This window comes from Roseibium sp. LAB1, assembly GCF_054658235.1.
Genome location: NZ_BAAGIB010000001.1, coordinates 346,788 through 368,394, shown reverse-complemented (window position 1 = coordinate 368,394; position 21,607 = coordinate 346,788). Strand labels below are relative to the sequence as shown.

The 21,607-nt window shown below is 58.7% G+C and carries 31 protein-coding genes and 1 pseudogene; 31 read left to right on the top strand and 1 reads right to left on the bottom strand.

Annotated features, from left to right (window positions below; translation table 11 throughout):
• The first annotated feature begins 4 nt into the window (after positions 1–4).
• The 31 genes from tuf (at position 5) to ACYQ54_RS01625 (ending at position 20,585) form a co-directional block, all read left to right on the top strand.
• Positions 5–1,195 (top strand): elongation factor Tu, encoded by a 1,191-nt coding sequence (tuf, locus tag ACYQ54_RS01775; RefSeq protein ID WP_460078751.1) that lies wholly within the window; start codon positions 5–7, stop codon positions 1,193–1,195.
• Positions 1,196–1,268: 73 nt separating this feature from the next.
• Positions 1,269–1,577 (top strand): 30S ribosomal protein S10, encoded by a 309-nt coding sequence (gene rpsJ / locus ACYQ54_RS01770; RefSeq protein ID WP_006936455.1) that lies wholly within the window; start codon positions 1,269–1,271, stop codon positions 1,575–1,577.
• Positions 1,578–1,600: 23 nt separating this feature from the next.
• Positions 1,601–2,311, top strand: a complete 711-nt coding sequence (rplC, locus tag ACYQ54_RS01765; protein WP_031268311.1) for a 50S ribosomal protein L3 — start codon at positions 1,601–1,603, stop codon at positions 2,309–2,311.
• On the top strand, positions 2,311–2,931 hold the full coding sequence (gene rplD / locus ACYQ54_RS01760) for a 50S ribosomal protein L4 (protein ID WP_330559483.1): 621 nt from the start codon (positions 2,311–2,313) through the stop codon (positions 2,929–2,931). The genes rplC and rplD overlap by 1 nt, the downstream gene beginning before the upstream one ends.
• Positions 2,928–3,221 carry a 50S ribosomal protein L23 gene (locus ACYQ54_RS01755; protein WP_006936452.1) on the top strand — a complete coding sequence of 98 codons (294 nt, stop codon included), beginning with the start codon at positions 2,928–2,930 and terminating at the stop codon, positions 3,219–3,221. Before rplD ends, ACYQ54_RS01755 begins: the two co-directional genes overlap by 4 nt.
• Before the next feature lie 18 nt (positions 3,222–3,239).
• The gene (gene rplB, locus ACYQ54_RS01750; protein WP_006936451.1) at positions 3,240–4,070 is read left to right on the top strand and encodes a 50S ribosomal protein L2; all 831 of its coding nucleotides are present in this window, start codon (positions 3,240–3,242) and stop codon (positions 4,068–4,070) included.
• Between the two features lie 12 nt (positions 4,071–4,082).
• Entirely contained in the window at positions 4,083–4,361 is a 279-nt protein-coding gene (gene rpsS / locus ACYQ54_RS01745) for a 30S ribosomal protein S19 (RefSeq protein ID WP_022998243.1), read from the top strand.
• A gap of 2 nt (positions 4,362–4,363) precedes the next feature.
• Positions 4,364–4,744, top strand: coding sequence for a 50S ribosomal protein L22 (rplV, locus tag ACYQ54_RS01740; RefSeq protein ID WP_006936449.1), 381 nt, complete (start codon positions 4,364–4,366; stop codon positions 4,742–4,744).
• Entirely contained in the window at positions 4,744–5,472 is a 729-nt protein-coding gene (gene rpsC, locus ACYQ54_RS01735) for a 30S ribosomal protein S3 (RefSeq protein ID WP_006936448.1), read from the top strand. The genes rplV and rpsC overlap by 1 nt, the downstream gene beginning before the upstream one ends.
• Positions 5,473–5,519: 47 nt before the next feature.
• Positions 5,520–5,933, top strand: a complete 414-nt coding sequence (gene rplP, locus ACYQ54_RS01730) for a 50S ribosomal protein L16 (RefSeq protein ID WP_006936446.1) — start codon at positions 5,520–5,522, stop codon at positions 5,931–5,933.
• Positions 5,934–5,954: 21 nt separating this feature from the next.
• Positions 5,955–6,155 (top strand): 50S ribosomal protein L29, encoded by a 201-nt coding sequence (gene rpmC, locus ACYQ54_RS01725; RefSeq protein ID WP_460078749.1) that lies wholly within the window; start codon positions 5,955–5,957, stop codon positions 6,153–6,155.
• Positions 6,156–6,165: 10 nt separating this feature from the next.
• Positions 6,166–6,396 carry a 30S ribosomal protein S17 gene (rpsQ, locus tag ACYQ54_RS01720; protein WP_148586607.1) on the top strand — a complete coding sequence of 77 codons (231 nt, stop codon included), beginning with the start codon at positions 6,166–6,168 and terminating at the stop codon, positions 6,394–6,396.
• Positions 6,397–6,465: 69 nt separating this feature from the next.
• The gene (rplN, locus tag ACYQ54_RS01715; RefSeq protein ID WP_148586608.1) at positions 6,466–6,834 is read left to right on the top strand and encodes a 50S ribosomal protein L14; all 369 of its coding nucleotides are present in this window, start codon (positions 6,466–6,468) and stop codon (positions 6,832–6,834) included.
• Positions 6,834–7,151, top strand: coding sequence for a 50S ribosomal protein L24 (gene rplX, locus ACYQ54_RS01710; protein ID WP_006936441.1), 318 nt, complete (start codon positions 6,834–6,836; stop codon positions 7,149–7,151). Before rplN ends, rplX begins: the two co-directional genes overlap by 1 nt.
• A complete protein-coding gene (rplE, locus tag ACYQ54_RS01705; protein ID WP_460078747.1) occupies positions 7,144–7,701 on the top strand; it encodes a 50S ribosomal protein L5 in 558 nt (185 codons plus the stop codon). The genes rplX and rplE overlap by 8 nt, the downstream gene beginning before the upstream one ends.
• 21 nt (positions 7,702–7,722) lie before the next feature.
• Positions 7,723–8,028 (top strand): 30S ribosomal protein S14, encoded by a 306-nt coding sequence (rpsN, locus tag ACYQ54_RS01700; protein WP_006936439.1) that lies wholly within the window; start codon positions 7,723–7,725, stop codon positions 8,026–8,028.
• Between the two features lie 12 nt (positions 8,029–8,040).
• Positions 8,041–8,439, top strand: coding sequence for a 30S ribosomal protein S8 (gene rpsH / locus ACYQ54_RS01695; RefSeq protein WP_006936438.1), 399 nt, complete (start codon positions 8,041–8,043; stop codon positions 8,437–8,439).
• 41 nt (positions 8,440–8,480) lie between these two features.
• Entirely contained in the window at positions 8,481–9,014 is a 534-nt protein-coding gene (rplF, locus tag ACYQ54_RS01690; RefSeq protein ID WP_022998247.1) for a 50S ribosomal protein L6, read from the top strand.
• A 12-nt stretch (positions 9,015–9,026) separates the two neighbouring features.
• Entirely contained in the window at positions 9,027–9,389 is a 363-nt protein-coding gene (gene rplR, locus ACYQ54_RS01685) for a 50S ribosomal protein L18 (protein ID WP_022998248.1), read from the top strand.
• Between the two features lie 41 nt (positions 9,390–9,430).
• Positions 9,431–9,997: a 30S ribosomal protein S5 gene (gene rpsE, locus ACYQ54_RS01680; protein WP_006936434.1), complete on the top strand. Its 567-nt coding sequence runs from the start codon at positions 9,431–9,433 to the stop codon at positions 9,995–9,997.
• A 41-nt stretch (positions 9,998–10,038) separates the two neighbouring features.
• Entirely contained in the window at positions 10,039–10,236 is a 198-nt protein-coding gene (gene rpmD, locus ACYQ54_RS01675) for a 50S ribosomal protein L30 (RefSeq protein ID WP_006936433.1), read from the top strand.
• Between the two features lie 23 nt (positions 10,237–10,259).
• Complete coding sequence (gene rplO, locus ACYQ54_RS01670; protein ID WP_229004084.1) at positions 10,260–10,727, top strand: 50S ribosomal protein L15; 468 nt, start codon at positions 10,260–10,262, stop codon at positions 10,725–10,727.
• A gap of 47 nt (positions 10,728–10,774) precedes the next feature.
• Positions 10,775–12,106, top strand: a complete 1,332-nt coding sequence (gene secY, locus ACYQ54_RS01665) for a preprotein translocase subunit SecY (protein ID WP_460078745.1) — start codon at positions 10,775–10,777, stop codon at positions 12,104–12,106.
• Entirely contained in the window at positions 12,103–12,699 is a 597-nt protein-coding gene (locus ACYQ54_RS01660) for an adenylate kinase (protein WP_460078742.1), read from the top strand. The genes secY and ACYQ54_RS01660 overlap by 4 nt, the downstream gene beginning before the upstream one ends.
• A gap of 179 nt (positions 12,700–12,878) precedes the next feature.
• Positions 12,879–13,247, top strand: coding sequence for a 30S ribosomal protein S13 (gene rpsM, locus ACYQ54_RS01655; RefSeq protein WP_031268319.1), 369 nt, complete (start codon positions 12,879–12,881; stop codon positions 13,245–13,247).
• Between the two features lie 71 nt (positions 13,248–13,318).
• Entirely contained in the window at positions 13,319–13,708 is a 390-nt protein-coding gene (rpsK, locus tag ACYQ54_RS01650) for a 30S ribosomal protein S11 (protein ID WP_006936427.1), read from the top strand.
• Between the two features lie 90 nt (positions 13,709–13,798).
• Positions 13,799–14,821 carry a DNA-directed RNA polymerase subunit alpha gene (locus ACYQ54_RS01645; RefSeq protein WP_006936426.1) on the top strand — a complete coding sequence of 341 codons (1,023 nt, stop codon included), beginning with the start codon at positions 13,799–13,801 and terminating at the stop codon, positions 14,819–14,821.
• Between the two features lie 80 nt (positions 14,822–14,901).
• Positions 14,902–15,327, top strand: a complete 426-nt coding sequence (gene rplQ / locus ACYQ54_RS01640; protein ID WP_055654713.1) for a 50S ribosomal protein L17 — start codon at positions 14,902–14,904, stop codon at positions 15,325–15,327.
• 261 nt (positions 15,328–15,588) lie between these two features.
• Positions 15,589–17,691 (top strand): methyl-accepting chemotaxis protein, encoded by a 2,103-nt coding sequence (locus ACYQ54_RS01635; protein WP_460078741.1) that lies wholly within the window; start codon positions 15,589–15,591, stop codon positions 17,689–17,691.
• Positions 17,692–17,820: 129 nt separating this feature from the next.
• Positions 17,821–19,272, top strand: coding sequence for a DegQ family serine endoprotease (locus tag ACYQ54_RS01630; RefSeq protein ID WP_460078738.1), 1,452 nt, complete (start codon positions 17,821–17,823; stop codon positions 19,270–19,272).
• A gap of 8 nt (positions 19,273–19,280) precedes the next feature.
• Positions 19,281–20,585: a replication-associated recombination protein A gene (locus ACYQ54_RS01625; protein ID WP_460078737.1), complete on the top strand. Its 1,305-nt coding sequence runs from the start codon at positions 19,281–19,283 to the stop codon at positions 20,583–20,585.
• Between the two features lie 186 nt (positions 20,586–20,771).
• On the opposite strand, the pseudogene ACYQ54_RS01620 reads toward ACYQ54_RS01625, so the two are convergent.
• Positions 20,772–21,432: pseudogene (locus tag ACYQ54_RS01620) on the bottom strand (adenylate/guanylate cyclase domain-containing protein); the annotation flags it as partial.
• Positions 21,433–21,607 lie beyond the last annotated feature (175 nt).

Sequence of the window (21,607 nt, the reverse complement as noted above, 5' to 3'; positions counted from 1 at the left end):
TCCGATGGCGAAAGAAAAATTTGAGCGCAACAAGCCGCACGTTAACATTGGCACGATTGGCCACGTTGACCACGGCAAGACGACGCTGACCGCAGCAATCACCATGACGCTGGCTGAAACCGGCGGTGCGACTGCAAAAGCTTACGACGAAATCGACGGCGCGCCTGAAGAAAAGGCTCGCGGCATCACCATCTCCACGGCACACGTTGAGTATGAGACGGAAAACCGTCACTACGCTCACGTCGACTGCCCTGGCCACGCCGACTACGTCAAGAACATGATCACCGGTGCAGCGCAGATGGACGGCGCGATCCTGGTGTGTTCTGCCGCTGACGGCCCGATGCCGCAGACCCGCGAACACATCCTCCTGGCTCGCCAGGTTGGTGTTCCGGCTCTGGTCGTGTTCATGAACAAGGTTGACCAGGTCGACGACGAAGAGCTTCTCGAGCTCGTCGAAATGGAAATCCGCGAACTGCTGTCTTCCTACGAGTTCCCGGGCGACGACATTCCGATCGTCAAGGGTTCTGCACTGGCAGCCGTTGAAAACCGCGATCCGGCCATCGGCCGCGATGCGATCCGTGAGCTGATGGCTCAGGTCGACGCCTACATCCCGACCCCGGAGCGTCCGAAGGACCTTCCGTTCCTGATGCCGATCGAAGACGTCTTCTCGATCTCCGGCCGTGGTACGGTTGTGACGGGTCGTGTTGAGCGCGGCATCGTCAAGGTCGGCGAAGAAGTTGAAATCGTCGGCATCAAGGACACGCAGAAGACCACGGTCACCGGCGTTGAAATGTTCCGCAAGCTGCTGGACAGCGGCGAAGCAGGCGACAACATCGGCGCACTGATCCGCGGTATCGGTCGTGAAGACGTTGAGCGTGGCCAGGTTCTTTGCAAGCCGGGTACCGTTACCCCGCACACGAAGTTCAAGGCCGAGGCTTACATCCTCACCAAGGAAGAAGGTGGTCGTCACACCCCGTTCTTCACCAACTACCGCCCGCAGTTCTACTTCCGTACGACGGACGTGACCGGTGTGGTGTCCCTGCCGGAAGGCACGGAAATGGTGATGCCGGGCGACAACGTCTCCGTGGACGTTGAGCTGATCGTGCCGATCGCCATGGAAGAAGGCCTGCGCTTCGCTATCCGCGAAGGTGGCCGTACCGTCGGCGCCGGCGTCGTCGCATCCATCATCGAATAATCGACAGCCGGGCCTGCCGGTGATTTTGAAATGAAGCGCGGGCAGGCCCGCAGTCTTATTGGGAACAACAACAATGAACGGTCAGAATATCCGGATCCGCCTGAAGGCGTTTGACCACCGTATTCTCGACGCCTCCACCAAGGAGATCGTCAATACGGCCAAGCGGACCGGTGCTCAGGTACGGGGTCCCGTGCCGCTGCCGACGCGGATCGAGAAGTACACGGTGCTTCGCGGGCCGCATATCGATAAGAAAAGCCGCGATCAGTTCGAGATGCGTACGCATAAGCGCCTTCTCGATATCGTTGATCCGACGCCCCAGACGGTGGACGCGCTGATGAAGCTCGACCTCGCCGCTGGTGTCGACGTCGAGATCAAGCTCTAAGCCGGGTCGAAGGGGACACATCCATGCGTTCTGGAGTGATCGCTCAGAAAGTGGGCATGACCCGCATCTACAACGATGCAGGCGAGCATGTTCCGGTCACCGTTCTGCGGCTGGAAAATTGCCAGGTGGTAGCCCACCGCACTGACGAAAAAAATGGTTACACTGCGCTGCAGCTCGGTGCAGGTACCCGTAAAGTAAAGAATACGCCGAAGGCACTGCGTGGCCACTTTGCTGTTGCAAAGGTCGAGCCGAAGCGGACCGTGGCCGAATTCCGCGTCTCTGCGGAAAACCTTATCGACGTTGGCGCGGAACTGACCGCTGACCACTACGTCGAAGGCCAGTTTGTCGACGTGACCGGCACTTCTATCGGTAAAGGTTTTGCCGGTGCCATGAAACGTCACAACTTCGGTGGTGGCCGTGCATCGCACGGTAACTCGATCTCGCACCGTTCGCACGGTTCTACCGGTCAATGTCAGGACCCGGGCCGCGTGTTCAAGGGCAAGAAGATGGCCGGTCACATGGGCGATGCCCGCGTGACCACGCAGAACCTGAAGGTTGTGCGCACTGATGTTGAGCGTGGCCTGATCATGGTCGAGGGCTCTGTTCCGGGCGCCAAGGGCGGCTGGATCCTGGTCCGCGACGCGATCAAAAAGGCGCTGCCGGAAAACGTTCCGGTTCCGGGTGCTTTCAAAGCAACCGAAGCGACTGCGGCCGCCGGGAAGGAGAGTGAGTGATGGAACTCCAGGTCAAGACCCTCGAAGGCGGGGCGGCCGGTTCGATCACGGTGTCTGACGAGATCTTCGGTCTCGAGCCGCGCACCGATTTGATCCACCGTGTGGTGCGTTGGCAGCTGGCCAAGCGCCAGGCAGGTACCCACAAGGCACTGGGCCGTTCGGAAGTTTCCGGCACGACGAAGAAATTCGTTCGCCAGAAGGGTTCCGGCGGTGCACGTCACGGCAACAAGAAGGCCCCGCAGTTCCGCGGTGGTGGTAAGGCATTCGGCCCGATCGTTCGCGATCACAGCCATGACCTGCCGAAGAAGGTTCGCGCCCTCGGCCTGAAGCATGCCCTGTCGGCGAAAGCCAAGACAGACAGCATCGTAGTTGTTGAAGACGCCAAGGCAGCTGAAGCAAAGACCAAGGCACTCAAGGCACAGCTTTCCAAGCTCGGCCTGACCAGCGCCCTGATCATTGACGGTGCCGAAGTCGATGCAAACTTCGCTCTGGCCTCCCGCAACATTCCGCATCTGGATGTGCTGCCGGTTCAGGGTATCAACGTTTACGACATCCTGCGCGCCAACACCCTGGTGTTGACGAAGGCTGCGGTGTCCGCACTTGAGGAGCGCTTTAAATGAGCAAACTTCCTCACTACGACAAAATCGTTGGCCCGGTAATCACCGAAAAGTCGACGATGGCTTCCGAAGAGAACAAGGTTGTCTTCAAAGTTGCTAACGACGCGACGAAGCCGGAAATCAAGGCCGCAGTCGAAGCTCTGTTCGGTGTGAAGGTCACGGCAGTGAACACCCTGGTCCGCAAGGGCAAGGTCAAGCGCTTCCGCGGTCGCATCGGCCGGCAGTCCGACTACAAAAAGGCCGTCGTAACGCTGCAGGAAGGTCACGCTATCGACGTGACCACCGGGCTCTAAGACGGGGACTTAAGAAAAATGGCACTTAAGACATTCAACCCGACGTCCCCAGGCCGCCGTCAGCTGGTTCAAGTTGATCGCTCTGGTCTGTGGAAAGGCAAGCCGGTCAAGACCCTGACCGAAGGCCTGTCCAAGTCCGGTGGCCGCAACAACGCCGGCCGCCTGACGTCTCCGAACCGCGGTGGCGGTCACAAGCGGTCTTACCGTCTTGTCGACTTCAAGCGCCGTAAATGGGACGTTCCGGCTACGGTCGAGCGCCTTGAATACGATCCGAACCGGACCGCATTCATTGCTCTCATCCGTTACGAAGACGGTGAACTGAGCTACATCCTGGCGCCGCAGCGCCTGGCTGCTGGCGATACCGTTGTCGCCGGTGAATCCGTCGACGTGAAACCGGGCAATGCCGCGCCTCTGGCTCGCATTCCGGTTGGCACGATCGTGCACAATGTCGAGCTGAAGCCGGGCAAAGGCGCCCAGATCGCTCGTTCGGCAGGCGCGTTCGTTCAGATCGTCGGCCGCGACCAGGGCTACACCACGCTGCGCCTGATGTCTGGCGAGCAGCGTCGTGTGCTCGGAACCTGCATGGCTTCCATTGGCGCCGTGTCCAACCCGGACCACGCCAACGTAAACCTGGGTAAAGCAGGCCGTTCCCGCTGGCTTGGTATTCGTCCGCATACTCGCGGCGTTGCCATGAACCCGATCGATCACCCGCATGGTGGTGGTGAAGGCAGGACCTCCGGCGGTCGTCATCCGGTTACCCCTTGGGGTAAACCGACCAAAGGTAAGCGTACGCGGCGCAATAAGCAGACTGATAAGTTTATCGTCCGCAGCCGTCACGCGAAGAAGTAAAGGGCAAGGATCGTGGCACGTTCGATCTGGAAAGGTCCGTTTGTCGACGGGTATCTGCTGAAGAAAGCGGACAAGGTCCGTGAGTCCGGCCGGAACGAGGTCATCAAGACCTGGAGCCGCCGCTCTACCATCCTGCCGCAGTTCGTCGGTTTGACCTTCGGCGTCTACAACGGTCAAAAGCACGTTCCGGTGCTGGTGTCTGAGGAAATGATCGGTCACAAGTTCGGCGAGTTCTCGCCGAGCCGGACCTATTATGGACACGGCGCCGACAAGAAGGCGAAGAGGAAGTAACGATGGGCAAGCCGAAGCGTGAGCGGACGCTCGCTGACAATGAGGCCCGGGCAATGACCCGCATGCTGCGCGTTTCTCCGCGCAAGCTGAACCTCGTTGCGGCTTCGATCCGTGGTAAAAAAGTCGGTTCCGCGATTGCGGACCTGACATTCTCCCGCAAGCGCATCGCTCAGGACGTCAAGAAGACCTTGATGTCCGCGATTGCCAACGCGGAAAACAACCATGACCTGGACATCGACAACCTGGTGGTTGCTGAAGCACATGTCGGCAAGGCATTTGTGATCAAGCGGTTCCAGGCCCGTGCACGCGGCCGTGTTGGCCGGATCGAGAAGCCGTTCTCGAACCTGACCATCGTCGTGCGCGAAGTTGAGGAGACTGCCTGATGGGACATAAGACAAACCCGATCGGCATGCGCCTCGGGATCAACCGGACCTGGGATTCCCGCTGGTACGCGAACAAGAACGAATACGGCGATCTTCTGCACGAAGATTTCCGCATCCGTGAGCTCCTGCTGAAGGAACTCAAGCAGGCAGCAGTTTCCAAGGTTGTCATCGAACGCCCGCACAAGAAGTGCCGCGTGTCCATTCATTCCGGTCGTCCGGGTGTGGTCATCGGCAAAAAGGGCGCCGATATCGAGCGTCTTCGCAAGAAGATTGCCGACATCACCAATTCCGAAGTGCACCTCAACATCGTTGAAGTGCGCAAGCCGGAAATCGACGCGACCCTGGTCGCCCAGTCGATTGCCCAGCAGCTGGAACGCCGCGTTGCATTCCGTCGCGCCATGAAGCGGGCTGTCCAGTCCGCCATGCGTCTCGGTGCCCAAGGCATCCGGATCAACTGCGGTGGCCGTCTCGGCGGTGCGGAAATTGCGCGTATCGAATGGTACCGCGAAGGCCGCGTCCCGCTTCACACTCTGCGTGCGGACATCGACTACGGTGTTGCAAGCGCTCACACGGCTTACGGCGTGTGCGGTGTGAAGGTCTGGATCTTCAAGGGTGAAATTCTGGAACACGATCCGATGGCGTCCGAGCGCCGTGCGACCGCTGCTTCCGAAGGCAACCAGGGTGATCGCGGCGGACGCCGGGATCGGGGCCGCGAGCGCGCAGCTTAATTCAAGCTGCCTGCCGCTCGTAACTTAAGAAAGACGAGAGAAGAACGATGCTGCAACCGAAGCGCACAAAGTTCCGCAAGCAGCACAAGGGCCGCATCCACGGCTTGTCGAAGGGAGGCACCGACCTCAACTTCGGCGCATTCGGTCTGAAGGCTATGGAGCCGGAACGTGTTACGGCACGTCAGATCGAAGCGGCCCGCCGTGCTATGACCCGCCACATGAAGCGTGCGGGTCGTGTTTGGATCCGCATCTTCCCGGACGTCCCGGTTTCCTCGAAACCTGCTGAAGTCCGCATGGGTAAAGGTAAGGGTTCTCCGGATTACTGGGCTTGCCGTGTCAAGCCAGGCCGGATCATGTTCGAAATCGACGGTGTGCCGGAAGACATTGCGCGTGAAGCCATGCGTCTTGCTGCAGCCAAGCTGCCGATCAAGTGCCGTTTCGTTCAGCGTATCGGCGAGTAAGGCAGGCGAGGAGTTAGAGCCATGAAGGCTACCGATGTACGGGCTAAGACCCTCGACGAGCTCCGCAGTGAGCTTGAAGGCCTGAAGAAGGAGCAGTTCAACCTGCGCTTCCAACGGGCTACGGGTCAGCTTGAAAACACTGCGCGTGTCCGGCAGATCCGCCGTGATATCGCGCGTATCCAGACGATCATGCGCGAGAAGCGCGTGACGGCGAACGCGTAAGGAGACGGCCATGCCGAAGCGTATCCTGCAGGGCACCGTTGTCAGCGACGCCAATGACAAGACGGTGACGGTGAATGTGGAGCGCCGCTTCACTCACCCGCTGCTGAAGAAGACTGTGCGCCGGACCAAGAAGTACCGCGCACACGACGAAAGCAACCAGTACAAGGTTGGCGACATTGTTCAGATCGAAGAGTGCGCGCCTATCTCTAAAAACAAACGTTGGACCGTGGTCGCTCAGTGACCGCGCTCCATTCAGTGAGCATCAGGCGCCCGTGACCCGTGCGCCATCAGAAGAACAAGGCAGCCAGTCATGATTCAGATGCAAACAAACCTCGACGTCGCGGATAATTCCGGCGCTCGTCGTGTCATGTGCATCAAAGTGCTCGGCGGCTCCAAGCGTAAATATGCCCACGTTGGCGACATCATCGTCGTCTCCGTCAAAGAGGCAATTCCGCGGGGCCGCGTCAAAAAGGGCGACGTGATGAAGGCTGTCGTCGTGCGCACGGCAAAGGATATCCGCCGTCCCGATGGCAGCGTGATCCGGTTCGACCGCAATGCGGCCGTGCTGGTCAACAACAACAAGGAGCCGATCGGCACCCGTATCTTCGGGCCAGTGCCGCGCGAACTCCGTGCAAAGAACCATATGAAAATCATTTCGCTCGCGCCGGAGGTGCTCTGATGGCTGCGAAAATTAAAAAAGGCGACACGGTGGTTGTGCTGACCGGCCGTGACAAGGGTAAGTCCGGCGAAGTCATTCAGATGCTGCCGGCTGACAACAAAGCCCTGGTCCGCGGTATCAACATGGTCCGCCGCCACCAGAAGCAAACTCAGACGCAGGAAGCAGGCATCGTGGCCAAGGAAGCCCCGATTCACCTCTCCAACGTTGCGCTGGCCGATCCGAAGGACGGCAAGGCGACCCGCGTCGGCTTCAAAGTGCAGGACGATGGCACCAAGGTCCGTGTGGCCAAGCGTTCGGGAGACCTGATCGATGGCTGAGACCACTAACGTGCCGCGTCTCAAGACGCATTATGATGAAGTTGTGCGCAAGCAGCTTCTGGAGAAGTTCCAGTACAAGAACGTCATGCAGGTTCCGCAGCTGGAAAAGATCGTGCTCAACATCGGTGTTGGCGAAGCGGTCGCCGACTCCAAGAAAGCACGCATCGCAGCTGACGACCTGGCAATGATCGCCGGTCAGAAGCCGGTCATCACCAAGGCGAAAAAGTCCATCGCGACCTTCAAGGTTCGTGAAGGCATGCCGCTTGGTGCAAAGGTGACCCTGCGCCGCCAGCAGATGTTCGAATTCATGGACCGTCTGATCACCATCGCGCTGCCGCGCGTTCGTGACTTCCGTGGTCTGAACCCGAAGAGCTTCGACGGTCGCGGCAACTACGCCATGGGCATCAAAGAACACATCGTGTTCCCGGAAATCGAGTACGACAAGGTCGACCAGATCTGGGGCATGGACGTGATCATTTGCACTACGGCGCCGAATGACGACGAAGCACGCGAGCTTCTGCGCGCGTTCAACTTCCCGTTCACGAAGTAACGGGCAAGGAAGGGATCGACGATGGCGAAGAAAAGCGCAATCGAAAAAAACAAGCGCCGCGAGAAGCTTGTCAAGAAATACGCTGAGAAGCGCGCTGCCCTGAAGGCACTGGCTAAAGATGAGAGCCTGTCCTTGGAAGAGCGGTATAACGCACGCCTGAAGCTGGCAAAACTGCCGCGGAACTCCGCGCCGAACCGCGTTCGCAACCGTTGCGAAGTGTCCGGCCGTCCGCGCGGTTTTTATCGCAAGCTGAAGATGTCGCGTATTGCGCTTCGTGAACTGGGCTCCCTGGGTAAAATCCCGGGCCTGGTCAAGTCGAGCTGGTAAGGAGAAACTCCGATGGCAATTTCTGATCCGTTGGGGGATATGCTGACCCGCATTCGCAACGCGCAGATGCGTCGCAAGAACAAGGTCAGTTCACCAAATTCCAAATTGCGCGCACATGTACTTGATGTGCTCGCAAAAGAGGGGTACATCCGTGGCTACACCACGGTTGAATACGAGGGCGGTAAGTCCGAGTTGGAAATCGAACTGAAGTATTTCGACGGTGAACCGGTTATCCGCACGATCGAACGTGTGTCCAAGCCGGGCCGCCGCGTGTACTCGTCGGTGAAAAATATCCCGCATGTCTCCAATGGCCTGGGCGTGTCGATCATTTCGACTCCGCGCGGTGTCATGAGCGACCATCAGGCGCGGGACGAAAACGTAGGTGGTGAGGTTCTTTGCCGCGTCTTCTGATGCGGCATCCTCACTTTTAAAACAACGACAAGGTTGGTCATATGTCTCGTATTGGCAAAAAGCCAGTCCCCGTGCCAAGCGGGGTAACGGCATCGATCGACGGTCAGACGGTTACGATCAAGGGCCCGAAAGGCGAAAAGTCTTTCGTGCTCAATGATCTTGTTCTGGCCGAAATGACGGATGATGGGATCAAAATCGATCCGTGCAACAGCTCCAAGCCGGCTCGCTCCATGTGGGGCATGAGCCGTACCATGGTCGCGAACCTGATCACTGGCGTAACCGAGGGCTTCAAGAAAGACCTCGCTATCACCGGTGTCGGTTATCGCGCTCAGGTCCAGGGCAAGAACCTTCAGCTGGCGCTCGGTTTCTCTCATGACGTTGTCTATCCGATCCCGGATGGTATCGATATCGTGTGCCCGAAACCCACGGAAATCAACATCACTGGTACCGACAAACAGCGCGTCGGTCAGGTTGCTGCTGAAATTCGTGAATTCCGCCCGCCGGAGCCCTACAAGGGCAAAGGCGTTCGTTATGCAGGCGAGTTCATCGTCCGCAAAGAAGGCAAGAAGAAGTAACGGACCCAGATCATGGCGAACAGCAAACAAGCTTTCGAGCGCCGCCGCGATCGCGTGCGCCGTTCGATTCAGAAAGCCGCGAACGGTCGTCCGCGCCTTTCTGTCTTCCGCTCGTCGAAGCAGATCTACGCCCAGATCATCGACGATGCGAAGGGACATACGATTGTCTCTGCTTCAACGATCGAAACAGATCTCAAGAGCAGCCTGAAAACGGGCGCCGACGTCGCTGCAGCCGCAGCCGTTGGCAAGCTTGTCGCCGAGCGTGCTGCTGCCGCTGGCGTAAAGCAGGTCGTGTTCGACCGTGGCGGGTACCAGTATCATGGGCGCGTAAAAGCGCTTGCTGATGCAGCCCGTGAAGGTGGACTTGAATTCTGACCAGCGCCCGTTGGCGCTCTTAAGAACGGAAGACGTATAATATGGCGAGACAAGAAAATCGCGATCGCGACGAGCGAGACAGCGAATTCGTCGACAAGCTCGTTCACATCAACCGCGTTGCGAAAGTGGTCAAGGGTGGCCGTCGTTTCGGCTTCGCAGCACTCGTTGTGGTTGGTGACCAGAAGGGCCGCGTCGGCTTCGGTCATGGCAAGGCACGCGAAGTGCCGGAAGCCATCCGTAAGGCAACTGAGGCAGCAAAGCGCACGATGATCCGTGTACCGCTTCGCGAAGGCCGGACCCTCCACCACGATGTGGAAGGCCGTCACGGCGCTGGCAAGGTTCTGCTTCGTGCAGCTCCGGCCGGTACCGGTATCATCGCAGGCGGCCCGATGCGTGCCGTTTTCGAAACGCTCGGCGTCCAGGACGTTGTGGCCAAGTCGCTGGGGACGTCCAATCCCTACAACATGGTTCGTGCAACTTTTGCTGCGCTGACCAAGGAAGACAGCCCGCGTTCCGTCGCTGCCCGCCGTGGCCTCAAGGTCTCCGTGCTGCAGTCCCGCCGTCGTGATAACAACGATGAGGCGGCTTCCGCTGCCGCTGAGGCTTGACCTTAGCGGCTCCGGTCCCCAGCTGAGAGAGGGTATGTTCCATGGCGAACACCGAAAAGACTGTCACGGTCGAACAGATCGGCAGCCCGCTGCGCCGTCCTAAGGACCAGCGCGCGACGCTCGTCGGTCTCGGCCTGAACAAGATGCACCGCCGTTCCACACTGAAGGACACTCCTGAAGTGCGCGGCATGATCAATAAGGTCCAGCATCTCGTTCGCGTCGTCGAAGACAACGCGTAAGAACGGGGTGAGGAGATACGAACATGAAGCTCAATGAACTTCGTGACAACGAAGGTGCCGTAAAAGACCGCATGCGTGTGGCTCGCGGCATCGGGTCCGGCAAGGGCAAGACTGGTGGCCGTGGTGTCAAAGGTCAGAAGTCCCGTTCCGGCGTTGCCATCAAAGGCTTTGAAGGCGGTCAGATGCCGCTTCACCGCCGTCTGCCGAAGCGCGGCTTCACGAACATTTTTGCCAAGGACTACAACACTGTGTCCGTTGGCCGTGTTCAGAAGGCGATCGATGCTGGCAAGCTGAATGCGTCCGAGACGGTTACCGTCGAAGCGCTTAAGGCAGCAGGCGTTGTCAAGCGGGTCCGTGACGGTGTGCGCATCGTTGCAAACGGTGAGCTCACCGCTGCAGTGACCTTTGAAGTTGCCGGTGCCTCCAAGGGCGCTGTTGCAGCGATCGAAAAAGTTGGCGGCAAGGTTGCCGTTCTGGGAGCTCAGGCTTAACAGCCTGGGCTTCACCCATTTCTTGGGCAAGCATTCCGGAGTAGGGCATGGCATCGGCCGCCGAGCAACTGGCGTCAAATCTCAATTTCTCAGCTTTCGCCAAGGCTGAAGAACTCAAAAAGCGCATCTGGTTCACACTGGGGGCGCTTTTGGTTTATCGACTGGGCACTTACATTCCCTTGCCCGGCATCAATCCGGACGCCTTTGCGCAGGCCTTCAATCAGGCCCAGTCCGGCATCATCGGCATGTTCAACATGTTTGCCGGCGGTGCTGTCGAGCGCATGGCGATCTTCGCTCTCGGCATCATGCCGTATATCTCCGCCTCCATCATCATGCAGCTGATGACGACCGTTGTGCCGTCACTCGAGCAGTTGAAGAAGGAAGGCGAGCAGGGCCGGAAAGTCATCAACCAGTATACGCGCTACGGCACGGTTATCCTGGCGGCTTTCCAGGCTTACGGTATCGCCGTCGGTCTTGAGGGTGCCTCCAATGTGGTGACCGACCCGGGCTGGTTCTTCCGTGGCGCCACTGTCCTGACGCTGGTCGGCGGTACCATGTTCTTGATGTGGCTCGGTGAGCAGATCACATCGCGCGGTATCGGTAACGGTATTTCGCTGATCATCTTTGCCGGCATTGTCGCCGGTCTGCCGGTCGCGCTGGTCAACGTGCTTGAACTCGGCCGCCAGGGTTCGATGTCGACGATCCTGATTCTCGGCATCCTGATACTGGCTGTCGTGGTGATCGCACTGATCGTGTTCATGGAACGGGCTCAGCGACGGCTTCTGATCCAGTATCCGAAGCGCCAGATGGGCAACCGCATGTTCGAGGGCAACACCTCGTTCCTGCCGCTCAAGCTCAACACTGCTGGTGTGATTCCGCCGATCTTCGCGTCCTCCCTTCTGCTGGTTCCGGCCACCATCGGCGGCTTCAGTCAGGGTTCGGGCAATGAGTGGCTGACGTATATCACTGCGGCGCTTGGTCACGGCCAGCCGTTGTTCATGGTGTTCTACGCAGCGATGATCGTGTTCTTCTGTTTCTTCTATACCGCGATCGTTTTCAATCCGAGCGACACTGCGGACAATCTGAAGAAACACGGCGGTTTCATTCCCGGGATCCGTCCCGGCGAGCGTACAGCGCAGTATATCGACTACGTTCTGACGCGCATTACGGTGGTCGGTGCAATTTACATCACCGTCGTTTGTCTATTACCCGAATTCCTTATTTCGGCGACAGGCGTTCCGTTCTATTTCGGTGGCACCTCTTTGTTGATTGTCGTAAGCGTGACAATGGATACCGTGTCACAGATCCAGGGGCACTTGCTTGCGCACCAATATGAGGGTCTGGTGAAAAAAGCGAAATTAAGTGGGAGGCGTCGATGAGGCTTATTCTGGTTGGACCGCCAGGAGCGGGGAAGGGAACACAGGCCGCGCATCTCGTAGCGCAATACGGGATCCCGCAGCTCTCCACCGGAGACATGCTGCGGGCCGCAGTGGCCGCCCAGACCCCGGTAGGCCTCAAAGCCAAGGAAGTCATGGACGCGGGTGGACTTGTTTCCGACGAGATCGTCGTCGGCATCATCCGGGACCGCATCGCGGAAGAAGACGCCAAGAAGGGTTTCATTCTTGACGGATTTCCGCGCACGCTCGCCCAGGCCGAAGCGCTTGACGAGATGCTGGATGCAAACGGTCTCAAGTTGAACGCCGTCCTGGAATTGCGGGTCGACCAGTCCAAACTGGTTGACCGGATCATCAAACGTGCTGCGGACGCACAAGCTGCCGGTCAGCCAGTTCGCAAGGATGATGACCCGGAAGTTTTCAAGCAGCGCCTTGAAGCCTACAACCGTGATACCGCAGTTGTCGTACCGTATTACGAGAAGACAGGTCTTCTTTCCGTGATTGACGGCATGCAGTCCATTGATGAAGTGACGGCTTCCATAGATTCCGTTCTTCAAGGACTTGACGAAAAGGTTTAGAGCCGTTAAACGACCCGCTCTACCTTACAGTTAAGCCGGTTCCATGTAAGTGGGGCCGGCATTCTCTGTGCCGGGGCTGCCCCGGCATTTTCGTACCCGCAAGGGCCGGACTCCACCGGACGCGGGCATTACAACCTGCGGCAAGACCAAGGTCTCGCTGCGTAATCATGGAGACGAACGTGGCACGTATTGCTGGCGTTAACATCCCGACGAACAAGCGTGTTGTCATCGCGCTTCAGTATATTCACGGCATCGGCGCGAAGTTCGCGCAGGAAATCATCGAAAAGAACAACATCGATGCTGCCCGCCGTGTGAACGAGCTTTCCGACGCAGAAGTTCTGTCCATCCGCGAAACCATCGACCGCGATTACCTCGTGGAAGGTGACCTGCGCCGTGAGACCGCAATGAACATCAAGCGTCTGATGGATCTTGGCTGCTACCGCGGCCTGCGTCACCGCCGCGGCCTGCCGGTTCGCGGTCAGCGGACGCACACGAACGCACGTACCCGCAAGGGTCCGGCAAAACCGATCGCAGGTAAGAAGAAGTAATTACCCTGCCTGGATTGGTGGTGGAGCTGCCGGCATTACGGCAGTGACGAGATCAAAACAAGGATAAGAGAATGGCTAAAGACACGACGCGCGTGCGTCGCCGCGAACGCAAGAACATCTCTTCTGGCGTTGCGCATGTGAACTCCACGTTCAACAACACCATGATCACGATCACCGACGCACAGGGCAACGCGATCTCCTGGTCGTCCGCCGGTGCACTCGGTTTCAAAGGTTCCCGTAAGTCTACCCCGTATGCTGCTCAGGTTGCTGCGGAAGATGCTGCGAAAAAAGCTGCCGAGCACGGCATGCGCACTCTGGAAGTGGAAGTGCGTGGTCCGGGTTCCGGTCGTGAATCTGCTTTGCGCGCCCTGCAGGCTGCCGGTTTCCTGATCACGTCCATTCGCGACGTGACGCCGATTCCGCACAACGGCTGCCGTCCGCGCAAGCGTCGCCGCGTCTAAGGCTTCCCAGCTTTAGGTACTTGTTTCTCCAAATGGCAAAGAATGGCCTGGCTTTGATCTGCCAGGCGGGATAGCCGAAGGGACGAAAACGTGACCATTCAAAAAAACTGGCAAGAACTGATCAAGCCGACCAAACTCGAGATCAAGCCGGGTGAAGATCCGCGCTTCTTGGCAACCGTCGTTGCCGAACCTCTCGAGCGTGGCTACGGTCTGACCCTTGGCAACGCGCTGCGCCGTATCCTGCTGTCTTCGCTGCAGGGTGCCGCCGTGACGGCCGTTCAGATCGATGGCGTTCTGCATGAGTTCTCGTCGATCCCGGGTGTCCGGGAAGATGTCACCGACATCGTGCTGAATATCAAGGAAATCGCCATCCGTATGGAAGGCGAGGGACCCAAGCGCATGGTTGTGCGCAAGCAGGGTCCGGGTGTTGTTACCGCTGGCGATATTCAGACTGTTGGCGATGTCGAGGTTCTCAATCCGGAACTGGTGCTCTGCACGCTGGATGAAGGCGCTGAAATCCGCATGGAATTCACCGTCAACACCGGCAAGGGCTACCATTCTTCGGACCGGAACCGTCCGGAAGATGCGCCGATTGGCCTGATCCCGGTCGACAGCCTCTACTCTCCGGTCAAGAAGGTCTCCTACAAGGTGGAAAACACCCGTGAAGGCCAGGTTCTTGACTACGACAAGCTGACCCTGACTGTCGAAACCGATGGTTCCGTCAAGCCGGAAGACGCCGTGGCATTCGCTGCACGCATTCTGCAGGATCAGCTCTCCATCTTCGTCAACTTCGAAGAGCCGCAGCGTGAAGTCGCCGAGGACAGTGTCCCGGAACTGGCTTTCAACCCTGCGCTTCTGAAGAAGGTCGACGAGCTGGAACTGTCTGTCCGGTCTGCAAACTGCCTGAAGAACGACAATATCGTGTATATTGGCGATCTCATTCAGAAGACCGAAGCGGAAATGCTGCGGACTCCGAATTTCGGCCGCAAGTCGCTGAACGAAATCAAGGAAGTTCTCGCCCAGATGGGTCTCCATCTCGGCATGGAAGTTGCCAACTGGCCGCCTGAGAACATCGACGATCTCGCCAAGCGCTACGAAGACCATCAGTACTAAGGGCGTACGCGTCCTGTGAGGATCAACCGGGCAAGAGTTCAACCAGAGAACTGACTGCCTGAAAGAAAAAGGAGAGGGCCATGCGCCACGGTAAATCCGGCCGCAAGCTCAACCGGACCTCTAGCCACCGTAAGGCTATGTTCGCGAACATGGCAGCGTCGCTGATCAAGCACGAACAGATCGTAACGACCCTGCCGAAGGCTAAAGAAATGAAGCCGATCATCGACAAGCTCATCACTTTGGGCAAGCGCGGTGACCTGCATGCACGCCGCCAGGCCATTTCGCAGATTCGCGATGCGGCTATGGTTGCCAAGCTGTTCGAAACGCTCGGTGAGCGTTACAAGGACCGCAGCGGCGGCTATTCCCGCGTGTTGAAAGCCGGCTTCCGTTATGGCGACAACGCTCCGATGGCTGTCATCGAGCTGGTCGACCGTGATCCGGAAGCACGCGGTGCTGAAGACCGTGCTCGCGTTGAAGCTGAAGAAGCGGCTGAAAACGCAGCGTAAGTATTGCCGGATCGGCAAATGAAGAAGGCGGGCAACTTTGCCCGCCTTTTTTTGTTGTCCGGACACCTGTCCGCCTTGAGGTTTTCGTATCGAATAATGCGACCGCGATTATCAATGATTTAAGGAAAACTGCATAGCTTGTAATCCTGCCTCCTGGACTAGTGGGAGAGGCTGGGGAGATTTACTGTGATAGCCAAAACGAATTCCGCTTCTAAGAAGAGGACACCTTCTCTTCGACTTTCTTTTGTTATTCCGGCTCTGATGATCGTGATTACTGTCGCCGCTTGTGCCGCAGTTGGTGTCATCGGCTACATGACCGGTCGCGACGGATTGCAGCAAGCGGCTGAAGCCGAGCTTGGCATGGTCATCACAGCGCGCAACGCGCTCCTGCAGTCCCGCTTGCACGCCGCCGAGTCCCAGATCGTCAATCTTGCGTCCAGTGTTGCGGACCCGTTGAGCAATCTCGGCAACGCGACCATGAACCTTTCCAAGGAAAAGGACGAAATTCTCGGACTGTTCCAGGCGCCGCAGACACCTGAAGAACGCGCTACGGTGACCGGCAAAGAACAGAAGACAATGTACGCCTGGCGCCACACGGAAGCGCACCCGGCGTTCTACAACGTCTGGAAAAACGGCGGCTTTGCAGATCTCTACCTGCTCGATAACGCCGGTCTCATTCTCTATTCCGTCACGAAGGGCGACGAATTCCTGTCCAAGCTCGGCGAAGGCAGTGTTGCTGAAGGCACGGGCCTTCAAGCCGTCTTCAACGCCGCGAAGGAGCTTGGTGAAGGTGAAATTGCCGCCAGTGTCTTTGAACCCTATGCCCCGGCTGGCGGTGAAGGGTCCCTTTTCCTGGCGTCGCCGGTATTCATGAACTCTTTCGGCACAATCAGCCTGAGCGGTGTCGCTGTCATGCGGATCGATTCCGATTTCCTGAGCGATGTCGTGGCCAACCGCGACGATCTTGGCGAAACCGGTCAGGTCTATGTTGTCAACCAGGATGGTCTTGCTCTGAGCGACATGCCGCTGGCCAATGGTCCGACGGCGCTTAACACCACTGTGGCCTCCGGACCGGCGCTGGAAGCTGCTGCCGGGACCGCGGCGGCCGGTATCGTGAAGGGCGCAGACGGCGTTGACGATCTGATGGTTGCCCGTCCGCTTTCCTTCCAGGGCCAGAACTGGGCTATCGTTGCAGAAAAGAGCGTTGAAGAAACGCTGTCTGCCGTCACCCGCATGCGTGACCAGATGTTCCTTTGGTCGCTGGCGACTATTGCGGTTGCCGCTGTTATCGCCCTGTTCTTCTCACAGTCGATCACCCGTCCTCTGACCACTCTGGTTGGTGCGCTCAACGCCATTGCTTCCGGGGATCTCGGGGCAGAGATCAAGGCGGCAAACCGCAAGGACGAAATCGGTGACATTGGCCGCGCCGTTCTGCAGATTCGCCAGAACGCTGCTGAAGAAAATGAACGCCGTGCTGCTGAAGAGGCTGATGATGCGCGCCGCCAGGCCGAACAACGTCAGGAAATGCTGTCCAGCCTTGCCGGCGACTTCGAGGCCACTGTCGGCACCGTGGTCGACAAGGTGGCGCACACGGCTGCCGCCTTGCGCGAATCCGCCAACAAGATGCGCAGCATGACTGACATGGCCGGAGAAACCTCCGCCAATGCCGCAACCATGTCCGAGGAAACACTGGCGGAAGTGGAATCGATCGCTGCTGCCTCCGATCAGCTATCCAGCTCGATCCAGGAAATCTCGACACTGATCGAACGCTCGTCCAGCGTTGCCGCCGAGGCGACCAAGCGGGCCGAGACGACCAACGATACTGTCAGGTCGCTTGCGGAAGCAGCCAACCGGATCGGCGAAGTCGTCACGTTGATTTCCGACATCGCCGACCAGACCAACCTTCTTGCCCTCAACGCCACGATCGAAGCGGCGCGTGCGGGTGAAGCAGGCAAGGGCTTTGCGGTGGTTGCCTCCGAGGTCAAGGATCTTGCGTCCCAGACTGGCAAGGCAACCGGTGAAATCCAGCAGCAGATCGATGCCATCCGTGGCGCGACCGACGACGCTGTCGATGCTATCGGTGACATTCAGAAGACCATCGATGAAATCACCAAGTCTGTGAGCGAGGTTGCGGCTGCCGTTACCGAACAGAGCTACGCGACGCAGGGCATTGCGGAAAACACCCAGCGGGCGGCTGGCGGCACCTCCAAGGTGACCGAGGACATCCGCAATGTTTCCTCTCTGTCGAACGACACCAACATGGCGGCTCAGAACTTCTCCGAAGAAGCTGCTGACATGGCGTCGAAGGCTGATGAACTCGATCACGAGGTGCGCAGCTTCCTGGCGCAGGTCCGTTCGGCCTAAAATCATGTCTTCCGACTGAAAAAAGGGGCTGCCGCAAAACCGGCAGCCCCTTTTGTATTTGCCTCTTTTCCTCCCTATCTGCCATGTATCGCCATGGGTATCAGAAGATTCGAAAAAGAGGCTCCCGCCATGCGCCTGGTTCTGACCAGCATTTTGCGTCCCCTTGTCGTAACGGGCCTGGCCGGCCTGATCGGAATGTCGGCCGCGTTTGCCCAAACGGTGCAGCCGTCTCCCGCCGATCTGCGGCTGGTTCCGCAAAGCGACGCGCAGATCAAATTGTCTTTTGCCCCGATCGTGAAGAAGGTCGCGCCTGCGGTGGTCAACGTCTATGCCAGCCGCAAGGTGGTGCAGCGCCGTCAGGTGTCGCCTTTCATGGACGATCCGTTCTTTCGCCGGTTCTTCGGCCAGCCTGGTGGCAATGACAGGCCGCGGCAGCGGGTGGAATCTTCGCTCGGGTCCGGCGTAATCATTTCCTCTGACGGCACTGTGATCACCAACCACCATGTGATCAAAGGGGCGGATGAAGTTCGTGTTGCCCTGAACGACCGGCGGGAATTCGATGCGGACATCGTGCTCATGGATGAGCGCACGGATCTCGCGGTCCTGAAGATCCGGGGCGACGGTCCGTTCGAGAGCATCGACTTTGCCGATTCAGACAGTCTGGAAGTCGGCGATATCGTTCTGGCCATCGGCAACCCGTTTGGTGTCGGCCAGACGGTGACACAGGGCATCGTGTCCGCCACTGCGCGGACCCAGGTCGGCGTTACGGACTTTCAGTTCTTCATCCAGACCGATGCGGCGATCAACCCGGGCAACTCCGGCGGAGCGCTCGTCGACATGACCGGCAAGCTGGTCGGCATCAACTCGGCCATCTATTCCCGGTCGGGTGGTTCCAACGGTATCGGCTTTGCCATTCCGGCGCATATGGCCCGTTTCGTCGCCAAGGCCGCTGATCATGGCGGCAAGGTACAACGGCCCTGGCTGGGAGCGACTGTGCAGCTGGTGAATGCTGAAATCGCCGAAGCGCTGTCTCTCGACCGGCCGCGTGGTGTTCTTGTAACGGCCGTCTTCGAGGGATCGCCTGCCTTCGAGGCAGGACTTCGGGTCAGCGATCTGGTGATTGCAGTCGACGGCAAGGAAGTAACCGATCCGAATTCCTTTGGTTACCGCTTCGCGACAAAGATGATTGGCGAAGAGACGGACTTCGTGGTCTTGCGGGACGGTTCGGAGCAGCACCTCAAGGTTTCACTGAAACCGGCGCCGGAGACCATTCCGCGGGATACGCGCGAACTTGTCGAGTATTCTCCCTTCGAAGGAGCCACGGTGATGAACCTGTCGCCAGCGGTTTCGGAAGAACTCGGCATAGAAGGCCTGTTTGAAGGTGTCGTGATTGCAGAAGTGAAGCGCGGCAGCACGGCGGACCGGGTAGGGCTTCGCCCGGGTGACATCATCCGGGGCGTCAACCGGCAAACCATTGAAACCACGCAGATGCTGGAAGGCATCACCAAGAAGCCGCCGCGTGTGTGGCAGCTCGATATCGAGCGGGACGGCAAGGTCTCGCAGATCATCCTGCGCAGCTAGGTGACGGTGTGAGCGATCTGTTCGAAGCTTCCGGACTGAGCCAGTCCGGCCCGCGGCCGCTGGCGGACCGGATGCGGCCGACCCAACTGGCCGACGTGGTGGGGCAGGATCATCTGCTCGGGCCGGAAGGCACGCTGTCGCGGATGCTCAAGACGCGGACTCTCGGCTCGCTGATCTTCTGGGGACCTCCGGGGACGGGCAAGACAACCATCGCCCGGCTGCTTGCCAATGAAACCGATCTTGCGTTCGAACAGATCTCCGCAATCTTTTCCGGTGTTTCCGACCTGAAGAAGGTGTTCGAGACGGCCCGGGCCCGGCGCATGAGTGGCCGGGCGACATTGCTATTCGTTGACGAGATCCATCGTTTCAACCGGGCGCAGCAGGACAGCTTCCTGCCGGTGATGGAGGATGGCACGATCACGCTGGTCGGTGCGACAACGGAAAATCCGTCCTTCGAGCTCAATGCCGCCTTGCTGTCCCGGTCTCACGTGATGACGTTTCATTCCCTGTCGGCACAGGCGATTGAAAAACTGCTGGCGCGGGCGGAGGAGCTGGAAGAGCGGAAGCTGCCGCTTGACGAGGAAGCGCGAAAGGTCTTGATCCGGATGGCCGACGGCGACGGCCGGTCCTCGCTGACACTCGCCGAAGATGTCTGGCGGGCTGCCGCAGAGGATGAAGTCTTCGATGCGGCGCGGCTTCAGGACATCGTTCAAAGGCGGGCGCCGATCTACGACAAGAGCGCTGACGGGCATTACAATCTGATTTCGGCGCTGCATAAATCGGTGCGCGGATCCGATCCCGACGCCGCGCTTTACTGGTTCTGCCGGATGCTGGACGGTGGTGAAGACCCGCTTTATCTGGCACGCCGCCTCATCCGCATGGCGGTGGAGGATATCGGTCTTGCCGATCCGAACGCTCTGGTGCAGGCAAATGCGGCGCGCGACGCCTATCAGATGCTCGGTTCGCCCGAAGGTGAGCTGGCGCTTGCACAGTCGGTGATCTATCTGGCAACCGCGCCGAAATCGAATGGCGCTTATGTGGCCTACAAGGCGGCGATGCGGGACGCTAAATCCAGCGGCTCGCTGCTGCCACCCAAGCATATCCTCAACGCCCCCACCAAACTGATGAAGCAGGAAGGGTACGGCGACGGTTATCAATACGACCACGACGCTCCCGACGGCTTTTCCGGTCAGGACTACTTCCCGGAGCAGATGGGACGCAAGACCTATTACGATCCACCTCAAAGAGGGTTCGAGCGGGAACTGCGAAAGCGTCTGGATTTCTGGGACAAGCGGCGCAAGGAGCGCGGCTGAGCCTGCCTGCGGTGAGAGCGCAGGCTCAAGCGGTTTCGATGGACATCAGGCGGTCGAGCGCGCTCTTCAAGGCTTCAATCAGTTTCTCGCGGTCTTCCGGTGCCATCGTGTCGGAGATCTTCTCCAACTGGCGTGACACCTGATCCAGCTCCAGTTCACCCTTGATGTGTGCGGGCTCCTTGAGGCCGATCACTTCGTAAGTGGAAACCGGATAGGCGATGCCCTTGACGTTCACCTCGCCATTTTCAGCACATTTTATCTGATCCTTCACCTGGGAATAGGTTTCGAAAGAGATCAGGATCGAGCCGGGCGTGGCGAGACTTTCAAGGCGGGACGCCGTGTTCACGCCGCGGCCGATGATGGTGTAGTCCAGCCGGTCTTCACTGCCGAAGTTCCCCACAGTGCAATAGTCCGTGTGGATACCCATACGGCATTTCATCGGTTTGGAGATGCCGGCTTCCTGCCATGCCCCCTGCAGCGCCGTCATCCGTTCCTGCATGTCGATGGCCATGCGCACACAGGCAAGTGCATCTTCGGTGACACCGCGCGATTCCGGATCGCCGAAAAAGATAAGGATGGCATCACCGACGTATTTGTCGATCGTCGCGCCGTATTGCAGAGCGATGTTCGACATTTCCGTCAGATACTGGTTCAGGATTGCCGTCAGTTCTTCAGATTCAAGCCTGTCGGCCGTTTCGGTGAAATCGGCAATATCGGAGAAGAACACCGTCAGCTTCTTGCGCGAGGACGCGATCTTGACTTCCTGGCGGCCTTCGAAAATGGACTGGTAGACCTGCGGCGAAAGGTATTTGGCAAGCTGCCGGGAGAGAGCCTCGAGTTTGGTGGACTGATCCGCCAGCTGATCCTCGACGGCTTCGCCATGTTCGATAGTGGCTTCATAGAGCAAGCGCAGGTCTTCAAGCTCGGACCGCAGGTATTCGTTCTCCTCCTGCAGGGACTGCAGGTCGGTTTTCTGATCTGCTTGCCCGGTTTCATCCGGGTTTTGGGCTGCTTTATCTAAA

Bases quoted from the DNA above. Each gene is read 5' to 3' on its own strand.
- rplB (WP_006936451.1), top strand. From the start codon at position 3,240: ATGGCACTTAAGACATTCAACCCGACGTCCCCAGGCCGCCGTCAGCTG.
- ACYQ54_RS01635 (WP_460078741.1), top strand. From the start codon at position 15,589: ATGATCGTGATTACTGTCGCCGCTTGTGCCGCAGTTGGTGTCATCGGC.
- ACYQ54_RS01630 (WP_460078738.1), top strand. From the start codon at position 17,821: ATGCGCCTGGTTCTGACCAGCATTTTGCGTCCCCTTGTCGTAACGGGC.
- ACYQ54_RS01755 (WP_006936452.1), top strand. From the start codon at position 2,928: ATGAGCAAACTTCCTCACTACGACAAAATCGTTGGCCCGGTAATCACC.
- rplF (WP_022998247.1), top strand. From the start codon at position 8,481: ATGTCTCGTATTGGCAAAAAGCCAGTCCCCGTGCCAAGCGGGGTAACG.
- secY (WP_460078745.1), top strand. From the start codon at position 10,775: ATGGCATCGGCCGCCGAGCAACTGGCGTCAAATCTCAATTTCTCAGCT.
- rplV (WP_006936449.1), top strand. From the start codon at position 4,364: ATGGGCAAGCCGAAGCGTGAGCGGACGCTCGCTGACAATGAGGCCCGG.
- rpsC (WP_006936448.1), top strand. From the start codon at position 4,744: ATGGGACATAAGACAAACCCGATCGGCATGCGCCTCGGGATCAACCGG.
- rplD (WP_330559483.1), top strand. From the start codon at position 2,311: ATGGAACTCCAGGTCAAGACCCTCGAAGGCGGGGCGGCCGGTTCGATC.
- rpsJ (WP_006936455.1), top strand. From the start codon at position 1,269: ATGAACGGTCAGAATATCCGGATCCGCCTGAAGGCGTTTGACCACCGT.
- rplO (WP_229004084.1), top strand. From the start codon at position 10,260: ATGAAGCTCAATGAACTTCGTGACAACGAAGGTGCCGTAAAAGACCGC.
- ACYQ54_RS01660 (WP_460078742.1), top strand. From the start codon at position 12,103: ATGAGGCTTATTCTGGTTGGACCGCCAGGAGCGGGGAAGGGAACACAG.
- rpmD (WP_006936433.1), top strand. From the start codon at position 10,039: ATGGCGAACACCGAAAAGACTGTCACGGTCGAACAGATCGGCAGCCCG.
- rpsN (WP_006936439.1), top strand. From the start codon at position 7,723: ATGGCGAAGAAAAGCGCAATCGAAAAAAACAAGCGCCGCGAGAAGCTT.
- rplX (WP_006936441.1), top strand. From the start codon at position 6,834: ATGGCTGCGAAAATTAAAAAAGGCGACACGGTGGTTGTGCTGACCGGC.
- tuf (WP_460078751.1), top strand. From the start codon at position 5: ATGGCGAAAGAAAAATTTGAGCGCAACAAGCCGCACGTTAACATTGGC.
- rplP (WP_006936446.1), top strand. From the start codon at position 5,520: ATGCTGCAACCGAAGCGCACAAAGTTCCGCAAGCAGCACAAGGGCCGC.
- rplR (WP_022998248.1), top strand. From the start codon at position 9,027: ATGGCGAACAGCAAACAAGCTTTCGAGCGCCGCCGCGATCGCGTGCGC.
- rplQ (WP_055654713.1), top strand. From the start codon at position 14,902: ATGCGCCACGGTAAATCCGGCCGCAAGCTCAACCGGACCTCTAGCCAC.
- rplE (WP_460078747.1), top strand. From the start codon at position 7,144: ATGGCTGAGACCACTAACGTGCCGCGTCTCAAGACGCATTATGATGAA.
- rpsE (WP_006936434.1), top strand. From the start codon at position 9,431: ATGGCGAGACAAGAAAATCGCGATCGCGACGAGCGAGACAGCGAATTC.
- rpsK (WP_006936427.1), top strand. From the start codon at position 13,319: ATGGCTAAAGACACGACGCGCGTGCGTCGCCGCGAACGCAAGAACATC.
- rplC (WP_031268311.1), top strand. From the start codon at position 1,601: ATGCGTTCTGGAGTGATCGCTCAGAAAGTGGGCATGACCCGCATCTAC.
- rpsQ (WP_148586607.1), top strand. From the start codon at position 6,166: ATGCCGAAGCGTATCCTGCAGGGCACCGTTGTCAGCGACGCCAATGAC.
- rpmC (WP_460078749.1), top strand. From the start codon at position 5,955: ATGAAGGCTACCGATGTACGGGCTAAGACCCTCGACGAGCTCCGCAGT.
- rplN (WP_148586608.1), top strand. From the start codon at position 6,466: ATGATTCAGATGCAAACAAACCTCGACGTCGCGGATAATTCCGGCGCT.
- rpsH (WP_006936438.1), top strand. From the start codon at position 8,041: ATGGCAATTTCTGATCCGTTGGGGGATATGCTGACCCGCATTCGCAAC.